Source organism: Pectobacterium sp. HCp5_1, from assembly GCF_032905925.1.
GTDB classification, from domain to species: Bacteria; Pseudomonadota; Gammaproteobacteria; order Enterobacterales; family Enterobacteriaceae; genus Pectobacterium; species Pectobacterium brasiliense_A.
In genome coordinates, this window is the sequence record NZ_JAUMIO010000004.1 from 175,764 (window position 1) to 191,826 (window position 16,063).

The window sequence follows — 16,063 nt, forward strand, 5'->3', positions numbered from 1 at the left end:
GAAGAGGGAAAGCGTCTGGTGCGATCCGTGGACGAGTTGCCCTCTGCCTCGCTGCCGGAGCATAGCGAAGTGCGCACTGTTTAGTAGAAGGCTTGGTGCGCGGGGATTCCCGCATGGGCGCGGGGTGGAGCCATGCCATCACTGAAGATGTGGCATGGCTTTTGGGTTCAGGGCGGTTCAGGATGCCCGTGTGCTGCTGTTACGTTTGCGCGGCATAGCACGTTTGTGTTTGCCGTTGTCGATAGGCTGAGAGCCTTTGCAGTCAGGATAGCGAGGGCAAGACCAGAATGGCCCGCTTTTGCCAGTACGCTGATGCATAGCGGTGCCGCATTCTGGGCATGCAGGTCCCTGTGGCACCTTGATAGACAGCGATGCTCCTCGATACTGCTGTACCAACTGCGTGATCCAGGCTGACTGCTTGTCGATGAAGACATCAAGAGTGAGCTGACCGGCTTCGATCATGTCCAGCGCCTGTTCCCAGATGGCGGTCATGCCGGGATCGGCAATGGCACCGGGAACGGCGTCGATGAGTGTGAAGGCCGCATCGGAGGCACGTACCGAACGGCCTTTCTTCTGCAGGTAGCCACGGTCAAGCAATCCTTTGATGATATTGGCGCGAGTCGCCTCAGTGCCGATACCCGTGGTGTCCTTCAGCTTTTGCTTCAGGCGTGGATCGGCAACCAATTTAGCAACGCCCTTCATCTCTTTGACCAGTTCGCCCTGGGTATAAGGACGTGGCGGCGATGTCTTGAGCGCTTTGCAGTCGATTCCAGTGATCTGGCAAGACAAACCTTCATGCAGCGCTGGCAGAACCTGGCTGCGCGGAGTGGTCTCGCCATCATCGTCTGGCCTGGGCTCAGTGAGCACCTGCCGCCACCCGATGACGACGACCTGCTTGCCGACAGCCTGTAGCGTTTCACCCGCACAGGATAAGCGTGCAGTGGTGCGGTCAAACTCATGTTGCGGCAGAAACTGCGCCAGATAGTGGGCACGGATCAGCATATAGACTGCCCGTTCCTTGTCACTCATTGCCTTAAGGTTGGTGGGTTCGAGCGTGGGAATGATGCCGTGGTGCGCCGTGACTTTGCTGTCGTTCCAGGCACGTGAGCGCTGGTTGCGGTCTAGCTGGTCAACGAGCGGTCGCAGGCCAGGATCGGTCTTGAGAAGACTGTCGAGTACGGTGGGCACCTCGGCGAACATGCTGTCGGGCAGATAGCCGGAGTCTGAGCGCGGGTACGTTGTCGCTTTGTGAGTTTCGTACAGTGCCTGAGCGATTTCCAGGGTTTCCTGCACGTCCAGACCCAACTGTTTTGAACAGATTTCCTGCAGCGTGCCCAGATCAAAGGGTAACGGCGGGCCTTCACGCATGCGTTCAGTTTCGACGGACGTGATCTGTGCGCTACCCGCCGAACGCATGCGCTCCACCGCCTGCCGGGCTATGGGTTCCTGCAGGCAGCGGCCGGCATCGTCTGTTGTTGTATCTGGTGCAAGCCAGGCTGCAGTGAAAGATTGACCTTCGCTCGATAGTGTAGTCTCGACTGCCCAGAACGGTACAGAGACAAAGCATGCGATCTCGCGGTCGCGATCGACAACCAGTTTCAGCGTTGGGGTTTGTACCCGTCCCACGGAGAGGACGCCGTCGTAACCGGCATGCCGCCCCATAACGGTGAACAGGCGACTGAGATTCATGCCAATCAGCCAGTCTGCGCGGGAACGGGCCAAGGCCGAGAAGTACATCGGCAGGGTTTCGCTTGATGGCCTGAGCGTTGCCAGTGCTTTGCGTATCGACGCATCGTTTAGCGCCGATAACCAGAGCCGCTGGATGGGACCGCGATAACCGCACAGTTCGATGATCTCACGTGCAATCAACTCGCCTTCCCGGTCAGCATCCGTTGCGATGACCAGCTCGGTGGCCTTGCTCAGAAGGTCTTTGACGACGTTGAACTGCGAGGCGGTCTTGGATTTGACGTCGACGCGCCAGCGCTCGGGGATAATAGGCAATTGCTCGATAGACCAGCGTTTGTACTGCTCGCCATAGGCATCGGGCGGTGCTGCTTCAACGAGATGACCGATGCACCAGGTTATGGTGATACCTGAACCGGTGAAGCAACCCTTGCCTCGTTGGGTAGCACCCAGTACACGTCCGATATCTTTGCCCTGGGAGGGCTTCTCGCACAGAAATAGCTTCATGGAATTCTCTCGGCACGTGAATCATGCTGTCGAGTATTCCTGTATCAAGAATATAAACTTATAAAGAATATGGATTGCGAACTACCGTATTTGATTTTCTAATCTGATATGCCGAAGCATTCGGTGAGTCTGGTCAAAGGTATCAACCTTAAATGGACCCACTATCGCTGGTGCAAAGAGGCTGTGCATGAAATGAATGAGATGCTAATCCTGTCTCTGCAGGAACTGTAAGCATGCTTTATTGCCGCCATGTAAGCGCCATGTACCCTGTGTCGTGCAGTTCTGTTGCTTTTTAGTAAACGTCAGCTTCGGGAACTAAGCTGGCTGAAAAAAGTCTGTGTCTGCTGTTCGCCAAATAATGCACATCGCTGCTCCAGCGGAGATAAAGACGGTTAACATTATTCATCACAATCAGCATCGTGTTATAAACAAAGTGGGGCAGAGAAAAATACCGTCTCTGCTCCCGAGTCAAGTTATTTATAAGCTACTGTCGTAATGCTGTTGATATAATTCCCCTGAGCTATCTCATTTACAAACGCCTCCGCATAATCAGCATAAGATATATGACTATTTCCATCAGCGCCTTTTAAAAGCTCTTTTCCTCCTGTTTGATAATTACCGATTTTTTCTCCGGGGCCAATTTCCGCCGGGGGAGAAAAGAACGTCCATTTTAAATCAGTTGAAGCCTGATAAATTTTATATGCTTTATCATGGGCTAAACCATAAGGATAATAATCGGAGGGAAAGTACGGTGCATCAAGCAGCTTTTCACCGGGAGCCACTTCCAGGCTTGCCGCGCCACCAACAACAATAACACGCTTAACCTCTGCAGCGTGGGCAGCACTGATTATAGACTGAGCGGCCTCAACTAAAGTACCAATGTATTCGCCATGTACCCCATATGCACTAGCAAGAACGTCCACACCACGGATAGCATTTGCAAACTCAGCGGTATCTGAAATATCGATGACCTTGAGCTGAATTCCTTCGAGCCCTTTGGGAACAGCGCGTTCAGTTCTGACAATTCCGATGACGGTATAACCTTTACGGATAGCTTCCCTGGCAATTTCAAATCCAATTTTTCCTGTTGGTGCTATTAAGGCAATTTTCATTTCATGCTCTCTATAGTTAACTGGGTCGCGGAATAGTAAATTATTTACAGATGACAAATCCTATCTGATAAGACTCATCGTGACTCACCAATACAGTTGCTTCCGTTGCACATAGCATTCAGAACGATAACAACAAGGCATACTGGCTTCAGATAAATCTCTGAGACACAGCTTATGTCTATAAACCTGTGTTCATATAAAATTAATATCAGTACTGACTGTTTCAGTCATCTGGAAAGTACATAAATCATAAAGTACAATTGCAGCTATTTTATCAGCCTCTTTTTAATAAAGACTGATTAATTTCATCTTCGCTCGCCATGAAGAATATAAAATTTATTCTTCATGGTTCGTTGTTATCAGTGAGCGCTGACAAAAGCATTTCATCCGGTAACTTTTGTCCCCATGTATTCATCGTCAGTAATATTGGCTCTAAAGATCCCCCTAACGCTGTCAGTTCATAAATAACCCTCGGCGGGGTTTCCGCAAACGCCGTACGCATGACCAGTCCGCTTTTTTCAAAGCGTCGTAACCGATGCGTCAGTGTATGTGCGCTGATGCCAGGGAGCGATTTTCGAAGCTCACTAAAGCGTTGAGGGCCGCGCAGCAATTCCCTCACAATCAATGTTGCCCAGGGGCCATCTAGCAATAAAAGAAATCTCGCGACGCCACATGATGGCAGGTCATAGCCGCCCATATATATCCAGTTTAGTTGGTTAAGCCGACACACGTTGTGCATCACATAATACATGGCTGTTCTGTTTTGAGGTAGCCTGCCTGGGTCTGGCGGGCTAAATCTCCCCTGGGCATTAATCACATCACTTTCTTACTTTCCAAAAGTCGGAATGATGTCGAGAGCCTGTAGCATAGCGAGTTGATCGAATTGCTCCCAGTGCCCGGTTATTTTACCGTCCGAAAGTGAATAGGCTGTAATGCCGTTCAGGGAAAAATGTCTGCCCGTCGCCGCCACATGAAGGAATTGTCCGACATGCTCCACTTCTGCATGCCAGATTGCGACCACGGTGTCCCCCTGCTCGATCATTCGATCAACGTGGTAGACCTGCTTAAAAGCAGTGTTGATGAACCGCACGCTTGCTTCAAACCCGGCTTTACTGGGGTCGGCGCCAAACACGGGTGAATGGTCTTTAAATGAACCGGAAAGCCGTTGTTCAACCAGTTGTGAAGCAATTTCGGCATCATTTGAATTGTAGAAAGCGGTGAAAAGATCCGTGCCGTAAGGATTGATACTCATTGTGTTTACCTCAGCAAATAAAGGAAGAAATAACACCCATTAACAGGTCTTTGTATCTAAAAACATAAAGTTATTCAGGGACATTCTCGGCATACAGCCTATTACTACTGGCCTGACGCCTAACGGACATACGCTATGCGCTGACAACAAGGCCCAGTACGCCATTTTTTTAAAGTTCACATCCTTAAACTTCAAGCCATGAATGATAACTGGCGATTCAATAGTTCATTAAATGCATCAGTTACGTCAAATGCACTATTAGGGTTTTTTCATTTTTTTTTAAATGCTGCGAAAGCCATAAATGTTCAAATCAGAGGTGGGGCGATATTTCTTTACCTCAGCAAACTAGGTGCATCGTCAGATGACGCTCTTGGCGTACATTTTCACTCCCTATCATTATGTGATTGTGTGCTGACTTCTAGCTCGGCATGGGTTGATGTGTGCCTGCACATAGACAGGAAAACGGGAGAAATAACCATATGATGGAATTTAATTGGTAGGGAACATTCGGGGCAGTTGAAGGCTGGCTATGTACGAGACTCTAAGGTCCAGCGTGTAGCGGTAGAATGGATGTTGTCCTACAATCATGAATGCCCAGATATGATATTGGGCGGATAGGCGTAACACCCGACGTGGTTCTTCGTTACCGTTGTGATATTCGTGGAATTCTGGCGCAGAGCCGATATTTCCCTCGCCGCTGAAATGTGTACTCATATTGATGACTCCTGCTTGATGTGAAAGGCCCGCACTGGAAAGACAATGCAGGCGGAAACCGTCAACGGCGTTGTACCGATGCCGGATATTTCATGCGGTCTTCACCTGGATGTGGCTGGCTCAGATCTGCCTGATGGCCTGTCCGGCGCAGATAAACTTCGTCGGCATGAACCAGTTTGCTGGCGCAGTCTCTGGCCTGGCGTGTGAGTGTGTGCAACAGGCTAATCTGCATGTTCAGCACGGCTCGCTGGACTTCCATTGCATGTAAATCACTGATGAGTCCGAGTGGCGTGGCCGGGTTGACCATCACCTCTTGCCACAGGGCTACGCCCATGCTGCTGCGGTCGAGGTTGCGCCAGCGCAGAAAAGTGGTGCCTGCGCCAGTGGTTTGCTGGGCCAGTTGCGTCGGTAGCAGGTTGAAGGGATGGCTGCGTGCCTGCGCCAGAATCTGCCGCTGCGCCAGCACGATCAGGTCGTCGCGCAGTGCCTCGCATTGGCTGGCCCAGACTTCGAGTGCCCCTTTACCTTTAAAAGGTTTTAAAAGGCCTTTTAGGTAGCCTGCATGTTCCAACTGCTGGAAGGCGGTCTGTTCCAGCATGGTGAAACGTGTCGATGCGCTCATGCGTGGTCATCCTCGCTATTTTGTGCACCTTCGGTTGGCTTTTCGCTGGCGCTGGCAGGGGCATCCGCAGACTCGTCCTCGTGTGAGGATGTTTGATTCGTGCTGCCTGAGTACGCCATATGCGTTTGTCCACACCGGATCAAAGGTGGTGCGAAGCGTGAACGGCGCGTGCCTTCGAGTACGTCCTGCGGCAGTTCTCCGAACTTTTCCACTGCGGCACGGGCTGCGGCATTGTTGGCGGCAAAGTCGTCACGCTGGGTGCCGGAGTAGCGGTATTGCTGCGCCAGACTGAAGAGACTGCGCAGGGCATGGGCTCCATCGTTGAGCCAGCGTTCAAGGGTTGAGCGGTCAATCAGTGCGGTGTGGTGGGCCAGGATCAGGCGGCGGGCAAGATCGTCGTAGTCGGCCAGTAAATAGACCGCCATAAAGCCCAGTTGCGAGGAGACGAATAGCGGCAGCTTGACGGGTTGCACATTCATGTTTTCACCAATACTCAGCGCGGGTGGTACGTCAGCCAGTGCTTGATCCACTTGTTGGCGCAAGTTCTGGAGCTGTTTTTTGGTGAGGGTCAGTTTGTCTTCAATGCGCAGCATCCACCAGTCGGAGTAGGGATCGTCCTGCTCGGCACCGCGCTTGAGCTTGTTCATGATGGAGACAAATCCGTTCAGGCCGACGATGCCGGGTTTTCCTTCTGCGGCTGCGCGTCCGTGCCAGATACGCGACGCGTGGTGGGTATGCAGGGTCAGTGACATCGCACTGCGCAATGACCCCAGGTTCAATTGCAAGGATTCGGTGGCATTGTTTTCGTTGGCCATGGTGATGTGACTCTCTGTAGTGAAACGAGTCGCCAGCTTCGGCTGTAACAGGAAGGCCGTCAGTCATGAAACCGCACTGCTGGTCAGCCTGTTTTGCGAAGCGCCTGACTGCCTGCGAGGGAAGGTTGTGTGTGCAGCTATACCCGGGGTATAGGCGACGGTGGACGTCAGTGGACGATATATGGCTATTTTTGTGTGAGTCGTGTTCGTCTCATCTGGAAGGCTGTGTGTGCAGCTATACCCAGGGTATAGACAACCATGGATGGTGATGGATAGGCCGACTCAGGGGGCATCCAGCAATTTGCGCAGCCGTGCCAGATGCGCCAGTGCGACATCTCTGTTCGCCGCAGGCGGTTGCGGTGGGGAGGGGGCTTCACGAGGTTTGGTGGCGGGCGTTGTTTGTGTGTTGTCCTTCTGCCCAGCCCAGGCTCGGAAATCACCGCGCAGGGCTTTCTGGATGATGCCAAACAGATAGCCTGCGGGGTTGCGAATGGTGGTTGTCGTGCAGCGGGCATCCCATTCGTCAAGGACGGATTGGTGCAAACTGGGCTCAACCGACTGCAATGCGGCCAGCGCACCGGATTGCTGCTCAGCCTTGAGTGCCATAAAGCGCTCCGGGAAATGCAGCATCCCAAGTTCTTGCGCACGCGGTACTGTAAGTACTTTTTTATTATTTTCTTTTATATGTACTGTACTGATGTTCTTCGGATTCCGAAGTGGGTTGATTTTGCTGGCGCTCAGGCCTGATTTGGAATCCGAAGTCAGGTCGCCATTATTCCGAAGAGGGGGTGTTACCCCTTCTTCGGAATCGTGATCGTTCATATCCTGTGGGTAACGTGAATCCATGCGCCAGCCCTGTGCGGCCAGACGCTGTGTCAGCACCTGCAATCGGGTTGGCAGTACCTGGCCGCTGAGCATCGAATCCTGGGACATCTCCTGTAGCGTATACACACTGACACGCTGGACAGACTTGCTGGCATGTACCAGAGACTGGCTGACCAACGACAGGTAGTCGGCGTCAAGCTGGATGGCCTCATAGGGAGTGAGTGGTTCATCGTGCAGGACATAGAGGTTGCCCAGAATGCGGCCTGTGCGTGGATCACGTCTGCGCCTGACCAGGCTGATCCATCGGGTCAGGCGCAGCATCGTCAGGGTACGTGCGACCGTTTCGTGAGACGCTCTGGCCGCGCACGGCATGGAGGCAAGCCAAGGGGCGAGTTGATCGTACGTGGGCATCGCGGTAATACCATCCTCTGCAAGCATCAGCCGGAAAACTTGCCAGCCGTTGCGTTCAAGCGGGGTCAGCCGTCCGTCCATCAGTAGTGCCCGTGGCACACTGTCGTGGTGATTGCCGCTGAAGAGGAAACCATCCGTTGCCGCAGGCGATGAGGCGGATTGAACCGGCTTCGCAGATTGCGGTTGCAGATGGGAGAAAGCCTGGTCGAACAGCTCATTCAGCCGGATGGAGCCGTTCGTGCGTGGCTGGCCTCCTGCCATCAGGTCTGTCCTTCATCAATCCATCCGCGTATGGCACTCCAGATAACGGACAAAGGCAGATTTGTAGCTTCGGCGAGATCTGCTGCGATACCCAGCATATCCATATCGTCATTGAGTGCCACTTTCTGTGATTTAACTGCAGCAGACCAGCGGTGCCACAGATTGGTATCCTGCTCTTCGGTCAGAACCGGATGGCGGCCTTTCCTTTTTGGCAATCCGATCACACTGCGGCGCAACGCGATTTCCTGATGGGTGAGCCCGAAGAACTTGCTGATAAGTTCGGTACTGGCCCCCAGGCGCAGAAGCCGGTCAATTCTGGCGACTTCTTCGGTTACACCATCGACCTGATGCAGTAGCCGACGCAGCACATCGTGGTTGACCACGACGGAGCACCAGGACACGTTGGCGTTGGCCAGCACACTTGCCATGGCAGGATGTTTCAGTGCATCGAGGTCAGTGTCATCAAATCCCATGGACTTGGCTCTGCGCAATTGACCATTGCGCAGATCATGCAGTGCTTGTGCGATGACAGCCTGATTGAGAGGGTGTGGACCGGTCATGGTTGTGCTCCTCATGATCCGGGAATGACGTCGCCGTCATCCTGTGTGCCGTTCTCAATGTCGATCAGCCTGCGGGTCAGCCGTAGCAATCGGAACAGCTTCACCAGTGCGCTGTCATTGAGCCGCTGTGGTGCATCGTTTGCGTCATTGCTTGCGTCCAGTATCCCCTGTAATAAATGCCCGAGTAGCCCAAACCGGATCGAAGACGCGGTATCTGAAAGCGGATGTGTGGTGTGCAGATAGGGGGCGCTCAGGGCGTGCAGCAGCGCCAGCACCATGGATGCTGACGTATCTGTGTTGACACGGTCATCGGCGCATTTGCAACTGAATCCGATGCCATTTTCGTAGGGCTCAATAGCATCTTGCGCACCAACTTCATGGGCGATTTCTGCGGCAAACTGCGCAATATGGGTGCGTAGTCGAGAAGGTTCATCCAGCGATGCCTCAATGCGCCAGATATCGGTGATCGGATACAGGCTATCGGCCTGGATAGGGATGGATTGCAAGACATTGCGTTCGAAGTCCGGCAGGGTCTCGCCAGTATGGCCGGCGACCAGCCGTTGAATCGACTGCAGCCGTTCGGTTGTGCCAGCAGGAGAAACAACATGCTGTTGCAGTAGCGCGGCATGCTCATCATTTCCTGCCGCAGATTTGTCTTGTGAGGTGCGGCCAACAGGTTCAGACGGGGGCGATCCCGGTTGTGCAGACGCCTTGTTGGTCGTTGATGGTTCGATGTTCCTGGGCGACGTGGATTCCGATGTAACTCCGGGCGGCGTTACGGGTAATGGCGTCTTCTCTTGCAGCGTAGATGCCCCAGGTTCAGCCGATGGTGCTTCGTTGCTGAGTAACTGCCAACGCCGATCGGTGTCGGTGATCTCGAATGCCAGCGTGTCGTATTCCATCTCCAGCAGATCGGCCATTTGTCCAATCAACTCATCCTGTACGCGCTGGACACTGAAATTGCCCGGTGTGCTGTCGAACATCACCAACACATCCTGGAACAAGGTGGTGAAGTCGATGTGGTGGTGCGTGTTGGTGCTGCGAGCGGACCAGGCCCGTTCAGCAGCACGCCGCAGGCTGGTCAACTGCTCGACCTGATGCCTTCCCAGCCCGGCATAAAGCACGGTAGGGATGGCCGGAAGCAAGTATTGAATGGCCTCTTGCATGCGACTGATATGGGGCTGGGGTACTGGGTAGCCATCGGCCTTGAGGCGGCGGGCCAGCTCTGACTGTGACAGTGATTTCCCGGTCTCTTCTTCATAAAGCTCCCGTGCTTTATTGACGCCCAGAGCACGTTCAATAAATGACAGGCCACCGTGCAGCTCGTTCTCAGCCAGATGCCCTGTCAATGCGATGATTTCACCGCGTTCCGGCCATGGGCGGAACAAGCATGGAATGCGGAAAAAGCGTTCGTCCCTGGTCTCAGCCCAGAGCTCGCGCAGAATCGACAGTCTGGTATTGCCCCCGTTGCGAATGATATAGCCCTTTGCCCCTGGTCGCTGAGTGATGGAAGGCGGGGAGTCGAGTCCGCGCTCGCGTATTGAGGCTTTGATATCGTCGTAGAGCGGGTTGCGGGTCAGTCGTGGATCGAGTTCATAGGGTGACAATTCGTCGAGTGTGATAACCATCGCGGTTTCCGCAATAGGTGCGCTTAACACTCCGGTAATAGGTGCTTTGCTCGCGAAGCCTTCGCTCAGTAGCTTGTTGGTCAGGTCTTGTACGGAAATATCAGACATGGAGGCCTCCCTTGTCAGGAGAGGATTGGTCAGTGGCAAACTGGTTCTGCGTGCGTCGGAGCAAGGCGCGTGCATTGCGTCCGGCGCGGTAGTCGCTGGCCGTAGAACTGGTGAAAATGGGTGGCATACCCGGTTTGGTGAACTTCAGATGTCCACCAGAGGTACGTACAACCTCCCAGCCTTCTTGCAGCGCGTATTCGATCAGCGGTAGTAGTTGCTTGTGGCCCCGTGCTAATTCATGGAGATGGGACATGATTGAACCCTCCATGGCTTTTTCCGGTAATATGATGGAATTCTGTATGCCATAATCTACTGACCATCATTCGGATGATTTCAGGTAGTACGACCGATAAACCGGTATTGGTTGCCGTGGGGTTACCGACACCATCTTTTGTTGAACTAACAAAGATTGTTTGCATTGGTTGCTCCTTATCGTATGACTGGAGCAGTCAGATGCGTTCTTTTAGGCGGTCAGTGATCCACTGATCAATCTCGACTGAATCCCAGCCAACGGCCCGTACACCAAGACTTATTGGCTTGGGAAAGCGACCTTCTTTCATTAGGTTATAGATATGGGCGCGTTTGAATCCGGTTTTAGCCTCAACTTCGGGGCGACGCAAAATACGGCGCTCTGGTAGTTGTGTCGTGTCTTCAGCTTTCATTACTGTCACTCCTTGGTGCTTGGTAGCGTTCATGAGGTGTGATGACTATTAAAAAGACCTCATCATTCCGTTTCATCAAACAATAGGGATGTGCTGGTTACGGTTTTTTAGCTGACTGAAAAACAGGGATTACTGGATATATTCGCCAGCGCTTATCCGGTTTGTCGTCCGGCAATGTTTATGAAGAATAAATGGCGGTACAGTGTTTCTGTTGTCGGTGTTTTTACGTATGAAATAGAACCCAGTTCAATTGGCTCTATTGTGTCGTTCACCAGACTGAAAATGTCAGGTTTAATGTGAATTATATGATTGCTTATTATTCGCTTGATTGGTTGGGTTTGAATGGAATGCATTAGAAAATTGAGGGGGTAATGGAGGTAACAGACACTAACTGTGTCTGTCATACGGCAGACAAATAAAGTAAGGCATTAGCTGATGCAACTTACCCATCCGAATGTAGTTCTGTGGGGACTGTGGACATGTGAGCAGACTGCAATTCGCCAATTTCAAGCGCACGGTTGATAAAGCGTTCTAGCTCTGGTGAATAATATTTTTCCGTCGTGATGATATTGGTTGATGAGTCTGGGATATCGTAAGACGTTGCCCGTATAATTACATTCGGATGGTTATACAATGCGAGTTGTGACTCAAGACCTATGCCGATACCGTATCCGGCAGCCACCAGCATGAGCATCGGCTCATGGCCAGAAATATACTCAGCAATATTAGGTTGTGGTAAGGACGCATCATTGAACCAGCGCCGAATGATGTTATATCCCCCTGTGCATCGTTCTGGATGGCAGAGAACTAGAGGATAGCGAAACGCTTCGGCGACAGAAATAAACTCTAGAGAAAGTAGAGGATGATTACGTGGAATAGCGACTGCGGGACGTTCACGCCAGACCAATTGTTTGGTGTATCCAGAGAGACTGATATCGTCGATAGTGAACCCGGCATCTATTTGGTCATGAGCCAGAGCCTGAAGCATTTCGTTGACAGACATTTCAGTGATACGTATCTCTGTACGTGGTTCTTCTTCCCGGCATCGGGCAAATAATTGTGTCAACCGGGGCTGAGCTAGGCTGTCGCATAAGCCTATACGGAGCCTGCCTCTGTAACCTTTTGCTGCAGAATGTACACGTGTTTTGGCGTTTTCGATAAAGTTAACAATGCGCTGAGCTTCCTCGCGGAATACCTCCCCAGGCCAGGTCAGCCGAATACGGCCTTTGTTACGGTGCAGCAACTGAACGCCAAGCTGTTGCTCCAGTTCTTTAATCGCACGGGATAGTGGTGATGGTTCTATATGAACTCTGGCTGCGGCTCTTGCGAAGCTCTGTTCTTCTGCAACAACCAAAAAATAATGCAAGTGACGGATCCTCATGTTTTATTGCTCCTTTTTACAAGTAACTTTGGGCTTCTGAAACAACAGAAGGACTAACTTGTTTTGGCTATCTGATGTTAATAATCCATTCCCTGTTTTGTGATGATTTCACTTATGCAACTTAATGAGACTTCAGATGAATACTACGCGAAGGAAGAAGTAAAGATACAATCAATTATAGCGGGTGTGATGTTGATCTTTTTTCTGGAACTGCTGGTGTTAATTTCAATAGTGCGAGTGCCGTGCACTATAGATTTATGAGAAATCACTCTGGTTAATACCTTAAGATTAATTAAAACCCGTATGGTATTGCGGGTTTTAATTAAGTGTTTAGCTCAATGAATTCTATGAGGTATTCATTCAATAGAAAGGGGTGCTTGTGATTTTATTAATGATCGTAAGGATCTCGTCTAGATTATTAGTATTGACTACGTCAACAGGAGACTGGTTATCTAGTTTTTTATTTTTATTAGATAAAGCTTGATAAATTGTCCATGAGTCTGCTCTATCTGATAATTTAAGTACTGACTGAATCAGTTTTTGCTTTATGGGATCGAGTTGCCAATCAGGAATTCGTTGCCCACGATTGCCAATATTTATTGTTAATAACTTATTTGCTTTTATCTCCCGATTAATTTGGTCTCGAGATTTACCAGCAAGTTTGGCAAACTGGGATACTGATAGATTGTGCGGTTTTTCATATATATTAAGCATGTCTATGCGTTTTTTTTGTATTTCTGTGATGACTATTTCGGATGAATCATCCCCATTATATTTTAATGGAATAGGTGAAAGTCTTTGAAATATTTGGTTATTGTTATCTTCTTCATCAGTTGTAACTACAGGATTAGAGGTGATTGCTGGAAGTGTTGTTACCAGTGGTGATATTGGTAAATTCCTATCTGTATCCAGCATGGTGGGAATGCCAGCGATATAGATAGTCAAATGCTTCATTGCTAATTCAACAAATCCTTGCTCTAATAAATCGAGCCTGTCAGCCCAATCTTGCATCATGCGTCTACGTGGTTCTACATAACTAGCATGGTTATATGCGGAGCTAACTTTATTTGGATCGGCGTGAGAAAGTTGGGCATCTACCCAAACTTTGGGGTAACCAATTTCGTTTAGTGCTGTTGAAATTGTGCCACGTATACCATGACCTGTTAGCTTATCTTTATATCCCATACGCTTCAGAGCATTATTGAGAGTGTTTTCACTGATACGTTCTTGTAAATTATAGTAATGTGGCAGTAGATAACGTTGAGCAGGCTTAATTTTATCTATCAAATATCTGACTATTTCAATTGCCTGTGCAGATAACGGTACAATATAAGGCGGGATATCCTGTGGTCGTTTTCTATTTTTTCGCATGTTCTTTTGTAGTTGCTTAACCTCTTCGGGAGGAATAAGCCAAAGCCCACGCTCTAGGTCGAACTGTTCTGGCATGGCGAGACGTAATTCGCCAGTGCGAACTCCGGTGAGAAATAATAAACGAATACCAAGTTGTGTATTTTCATGGCCTGAGTATTTACGCAATTTACATAAAAATGACGGTAATTCTGACATATTTAAGAATGGATTGTGAATCTCTGGTGGCTTTGGTAGAGCGACTTCCTTCAGATCGGTGGCAGGGTTAACGTCAAGACCATCTATTTTCACCACGGCGTAACGAAATAATTGACCAAGCCAACTGCGTGCTTTTTCTGCTGTTGTAAATGCTCTGCGTTGTTCAATCTTAGATAAGATTTTTAATAGATCTATACGGCGGATATCATAAATTGGCATTTTGCCAATTTGGGGCAAGATATCATTATTAAATGTACGCTGAATTTGGGAAAGGGTGCCCTTTTTATCTTCTTTTAGTTCTAAGGATCTATATTCAGCCCATTTTTTGAACACGGATTCAAAATCATTTTCGACGGCTAGTTGGATAGCATAGCGTTTTTGTTGACGAGCGGCCTGAGGGTTTATTCCTGCGTCTAACAAAGCTCTCGTTTCATCCCGCAGGTTTCTAGCTTCTTGTAGTGACACTTTGGGATAGGTGCCAAGAGATAGGCGCTTTTGTTTACCTAGCCAGTAATAGCGGAAATGCCAAGATTTCCCACCGCTTGGCGAGACCGAAAGCGAAAGGCCATTATCATCTGGGAGTGTATAGGCTTTGCCAATTGCTTTTGCTTGGCGAACAGCTATAGCAGAAAGTACCATTATCATCGCTCCTGATTAGGGTCAGAGCTGGATTTTGGTTCTCGGTGGTATTGCTTAACAGTAACAATCTGGAACCGAAGTCATCCGCATTCAAATGGACTTAAATATGTACTTAAAGCCATTGGATTTGAGTGGATGTCGATAGATTTTACTGGAACAGAAGAAGGTGAATTTTTTCTTCTTTTCAGCGTGTTATAGACATCAATATACGTCTATAGAACATGAATTGGTACGACCGAGTGGACTCGAACCACCGACCCCCACCATGTCAAGGTGGTGCTCTAACCAACTGAGCTACGGTCGTACAGTAGATAACATCTTAATCAGTAACGTTTTGATTAGAATGCTTTTCTTCATTCCAGCGTTTGGAATGGGCGCTATTATGGACGGCTCCGAGGCTGGTGGCAAGTGCTTTGTTTATCATGTTCTTCCAAGTGTCGAATGTTTAGCCGGATTTGCGTCCTGAGGTTAACTATTTACTGCATTGAAGCAAAACTCGCGAGACCCGGGACGGTTGAGGACATACTGGCTTTACTCCCTGATAGCACAACGCTATCGTATCGCGGCATAGCATCCTGACAGGGGACGACCCCTGACGCGAAAAGGATTCACGGGACGACCCCTATTCGATGTTTAAGGAGAGCAGGGTATGGCCTGGTTTCTATTAGCGCTTGCCGGTTTGTTTGAAATTGTCTGGTCTTACAGCATGAAACTGTCTGATGGCTTCACGAAAGTAGGCGCATCGGTTGTCACAATTGTCGCCATGATTATCAGCTTTGCGCTGTTATCCATGGCGATGAAATCTCTTCCTCTGGGCACGGCCTACACCATCTGGACGGGAATTGGCGCGGTAGGGGCGTTTGTGGTGGGATTGGTCTTCCTCAATGAACCCGCAAATGCGATGAGGATTATCGCTGCGCTGTTGATCGTCAGTGGTTTGGTTCTGATGAAGCTGTCCTCATAGCATCTACTTTCTAAGTAACACATTGCGTCTGAACGTCAGGTTCATCTTTATGGGAAAATCTGGCGTGTGGCAGAGCCATTGTCACCTGACTCTGCCACTTCCTCTCACTTCCTTACTGCTCACTATTGATTGATTTCGCTTCTTGTTGCGTATTGTCAATAAATGCTATGCTAATTTCTGCGTAATATCTCAATGAGTTTGGCGTAAAGTGATTTTTATTGCGCGCCATAGGCTCTTTTTAGTGTGTTTATTGCTTTATCGAGCTAAATCGAGCATTGGCGATTAATCATCACGTCAGTCATCTAACACACCGCACAAAAGCGATATCTCTTGGTTCAGGTTGGTTACGGCCT

The 16,063-nt window shown here is 49.9% G+C and carries 15 protein-coding genes, 1 tRNA gene and 1 pseudogene; 1 reads left to right on the forward strand and 16 read right to left on the reverse strand.

Annotation, left to right across the window (positions count from 1 at the left end; translation table 11 throughout):
• Positions 1-177 precede the first annotated feature (177 nt).
• The 16 genes and pseudogenes from Q3A88_RS04940 to Q3A88_RS05015 form a co-directional block, all read right to left on the reverse strand.
• Positions 178-2,190, reverse strand: coding sequence for a DNA topoisomerase III (locus tag Q3A88_RS04940; RefSeq protein ID WP_317177520.1), 2,013 nt, complete (start codon positions 2,188-2,190; stop codon positions 178-180).
• Between the two features lie 473 nt (positions 2,191-2,663).
• On the reverse strand, positions 2,664-3,302 hold the full coding sequence (locus Q3A88_RS04945) for an NAD(P)-dependent oxidoreductase (RefSeq protein ID WP_014699280.1): 639 nt from the start codon (positions 3,300-3,302) through the stop codon (positions 2,664-2,666).
• Positions 3,303-3,645: 343 nt separating this feature from the next.
• Positions 3,646-3,999: a winged helix-turn-helix transcriptional regulator gene (locus Q3A88_RS04950; RefSeq protein ID WP_014699281.1), complete on the reverse strand. Its 354-nt coding sequence runs from the start codon at positions 3,997-3,999 to the stop codon at positions 3,646-3,648.
• A gap of 129 nt (positions 4,000-4,128) precedes the next feature.
• The gene (locus Q3A88_RS04955) at positions 4,129-4,554 is read right to left on the reverse strand and encodes an ester cyclase (RefSeq protein WP_040031622.1); all 426 of its coding nucleotides are present in this window, start codon (positions 4,552-4,554) and stop codon (positions 4,129-4,131) included.
• Between the two features lie 603 nt (positions 4,555-5,157).
• A pseudogene (locus Q3A88_RS04960) lies at positions 5,158-5,268 on the reverse strand (single-stranded DNA-binding protein); the annotation flags it as partial.
• 61 nt (positions 5,269-5,329) lie between these two features.
• Complete coding sequence (locus tag Q3A88_RS04965; RefSeq protein ID WP_205566910.1) at positions 5,330-5,890, reverse strand: DUF3158 family protein; 561 nt, start codon at positions 5,888-5,890, stop codon at positions 5,330-5,332.
• Positions 5,887-6,705, reverse strand: a complete 819-nt coding sequence (locus Q3A88_RS04970; RefSeq protein WP_317177521.1) for a PFL_4669 family integrating conjugative element protein — start codon at positions 6,703-6,705, stop codon at positions 5,887-5,889. The genes Q3A88_RS04965 and Q3A88_RS04970 overlap by 4 nt, the downstream gene beginning before the upstream one ends.
• A 282-nt stretch (positions 6,706-6,987) precedes the next feature.
• Positions 6,988-8,202, reverse strand: coding sequence for an STY4528 family pathogenicity island replication protein (locus Q3A88_RS04975; protein WP_317177522.1), 1,215 nt, complete (start codon positions 8,200-8,202; stop codon positions 6,988-6,990).
• Positions 8,202-8,762: a DUF2857 domain-containing protein gene (locus Q3A88_RS04980; RefSeq protein ID WP_040031619.1), complete on the reverse strand. Its 561-nt coding sequence runs from the start codon at positions 8,760-8,762 to the stop codon at positions 8,202-8,204. Before Q3A88_RS04980 ends, Q3A88_RS04975 begins: the two co-directional genes overlap by 1 nt.
• An 11-nt stretch (positions 8,763-8,773) precedes the next feature.
• Positions 8,774-10,498, reverse strand: a complete 1,725-nt coding sequence (locus tag Q3A88_RS04985; protein WP_040031618.1) for a ParB family protein — start codon at positions 10,496-10,498, stop codon at positions 8,774-8,776.
• Positions 10,491-10,751, reverse strand: a complete 261-nt coding sequence (locus tag Q3A88_RS04990) for a type II toxin-antitoxin system HicA family toxin (RefSeq protein WP_040031804.1) — start codon at positions 10,749-10,751, stop codon at positions 10,491-10,493. The genes Q3A88_RS04985 and Q3A88_RS04990 overlap by 8 nt, the downstream gene beginning before the upstream one ends.
• Positions 10,735-10,917 carry a hypothetical protein gene (locus Q3A88_RS04995; RefSeq protein ID WP_125460677.1) on the reverse strand — a complete coding sequence of 61 codons (183 nt, stop codon included), beginning with the start codon at positions 10,915-10,917 and terminating at the stop codon, positions 10,735-10,737. The genes Q3A88_RS04990 and Q3A88_RS04995 overlap by 17 nt, the downstream gene beginning before the upstream one ends.
• 30 nt (positions 10,918-10,947) lie before the next feature.
• Complete coding sequence (locus tag Q3A88_RS05000) at positions 10,948-11,160, reverse strand: AlpA family transcriptional regulator (protein WP_040031617.1); 213 nt, start codon at positions 11,158-11,160, stop codon at positions 10,948-10,950.
• Positions 11,161-11,602: 442 nt separating this feature from the next.
• Positions 11,603-12,541: a LysR family transcriptional regulator gene (locus tag Q3A88_RS05005; protein ID WP_040031616.1), complete on the reverse strand. Its 939-nt coding sequence runs from the start codon at positions 12,539-12,541 to the stop codon at positions 11,603-11,605.
• 360 nt (positions 12,542-12,901) lie between these two features.
• A complete protein-coding gene (locus Q3A88_RS05010; protein WP_317177523.1) occupies positions 12,902-14,746 on the reverse strand; it encodes a tyrosine-type recombinase/integrase in 1,845 nt (614 codons plus the stop codon).
• A gap of 227 nt (positions 14,747-14,973) precedes the next feature.
• A tRNA-Val gene (locus tag Q3A88_RS05015) sits at positions 14,974-15,050 on the reverse strand.
• A gap of 345 nt (positions 15,051-15,395) precedes the next feature.
• On the opposite strand from Q3A88_RS05015, the gene Q3A88_RS05020 reads away from it, so the two are divergent.
• On the forward strand, positions 15,396-15,710 hold the full coding sequence (locus tag Q3A88_RS05020; protein ID WP_039279590.1) for a DMT family transporter: 315 nt from the start codon (positions 15,396-15,398) through the stop codon (positions 15,708-15,710).
• Positions 15,711-16,063: the final 353 nt, after the last annotated feature.

What these genes read in the sequence shown, in the direction of transcription:
- Q3A88_RS04965 (WP_205566910.1), bottom strand. Translation starts at nt 5,890, where the DNA reads ATGAGCGCATCGACACGTTTCACCATGCTGGAACAGACCGCCTTCCAG.
- Q3A88_RS04955 (WP_040031622.1), bottom strand. Translation starts at nt 4,554, where the DNA reads ATGAGTATCAATCCTTACGGCACGGATCTTTTCACCGCTTTCTACAAT.
- Q3A88_RS04970 (WP_317177521.1), bottom strand. Translation starts at nt 6,705, where the DNA reads ATGGCCAACGAAAACAATGCCACCGAATCCTTGCAATTGAACCTGGGG.
- Q3A88_RS05010 (WP_317177523.1), bottom strand. Translation starts at nt 14,746, where the DNA reads ATGGTACTTTCTGCTATAGCTGTTCGCCAAGCAAAAGCAATTGGCAAA.
- Q3A88_RS04985 (WP_040031618.1), bottom strand. Translation starts at nt 10,498, where the DNA reads ATGTCTGATATTTCCGTACAAGACCTGACCAACAAGCTACTGAGCGAA.
- Q3A88_RS04980 (WP_040031619.1), bottom strand. Translation starts at nt 8,762, where the DNA reads ATGACCGGTCCACACCCTCTCAATCAGGCTGTCATCGCACAAGCACTG.
- Q3A88_RS05005 (WP_040031616.1), bottom strand. Translation starts at nt 12,541, where the DNA reads ATGAGGATCCGTCACTTGCATTATTTTTTGGTTGTTGCAGAAGAACAG.
- Q3A88_RS04940 (WP_317177520.1), bottom strand. Translation starts at nt 2,190, where the DNA reads ATGAAGCTATTTCTGTGCGAGAAGCCCTCCCAGGGCAAAGATATCGGA.
- Q3A88_RS04950 (WP_014699281.1), bottom strand. Translation starts at nt 3,999, where the DNA reads ATGGGCGGCTATGACCTGCCATCATGTGGCGTCGCGAGATTTCTTTTA.
- Q3A88_RS04995 (WP_125460677.1), bottom strand. Translation starts at nt 10,917, where the DNA reads ATGCAAACAATCTTTGTTAGTTCAACAAAAGATGGTGTCGGTAACCCC.
- Q3A88_RS04945 (WP_014699280.1), bottom strand. Translation starts at nt 3,302, where the DNA reads ATGAAAATTGCCTTAATAGCACCAACAGGAAAAATTGGATTTGAAATT.
- Q3A88_RS04975 (WP_317177522.1), bottom strand. Translation starts at nt 8,202, where the DNA reads ATGGCAGGAGGCCAGCCACGCACGAACGGCTCCATCCGGCTGAATGAG.
- Q3A88_RS05020 (WP_039279590.1), top strand. Translation starts at nt 15,396, where the DNA reads ATGGCCTGGTTTCTATTAGCGCTTGCCGGTTTGTTTGAAATTGTCTGG.
- Q3A88_RS05000 (WP_040031617.1), bottom strand. Translation starts at nt 11,160, where the DNA reads ATGAAAGCTGAAGACACGACACAACTACCAGAGCGCCGTATTTTGCGT.
- Q3A88_RS04990 (WP_040031804.1), bottom strand. Translation starts at nt 10,751, where the DNA reads ATGTCCCATCTCCATGAATTAGCACGGGGCCACAAGCAACTACTACCG.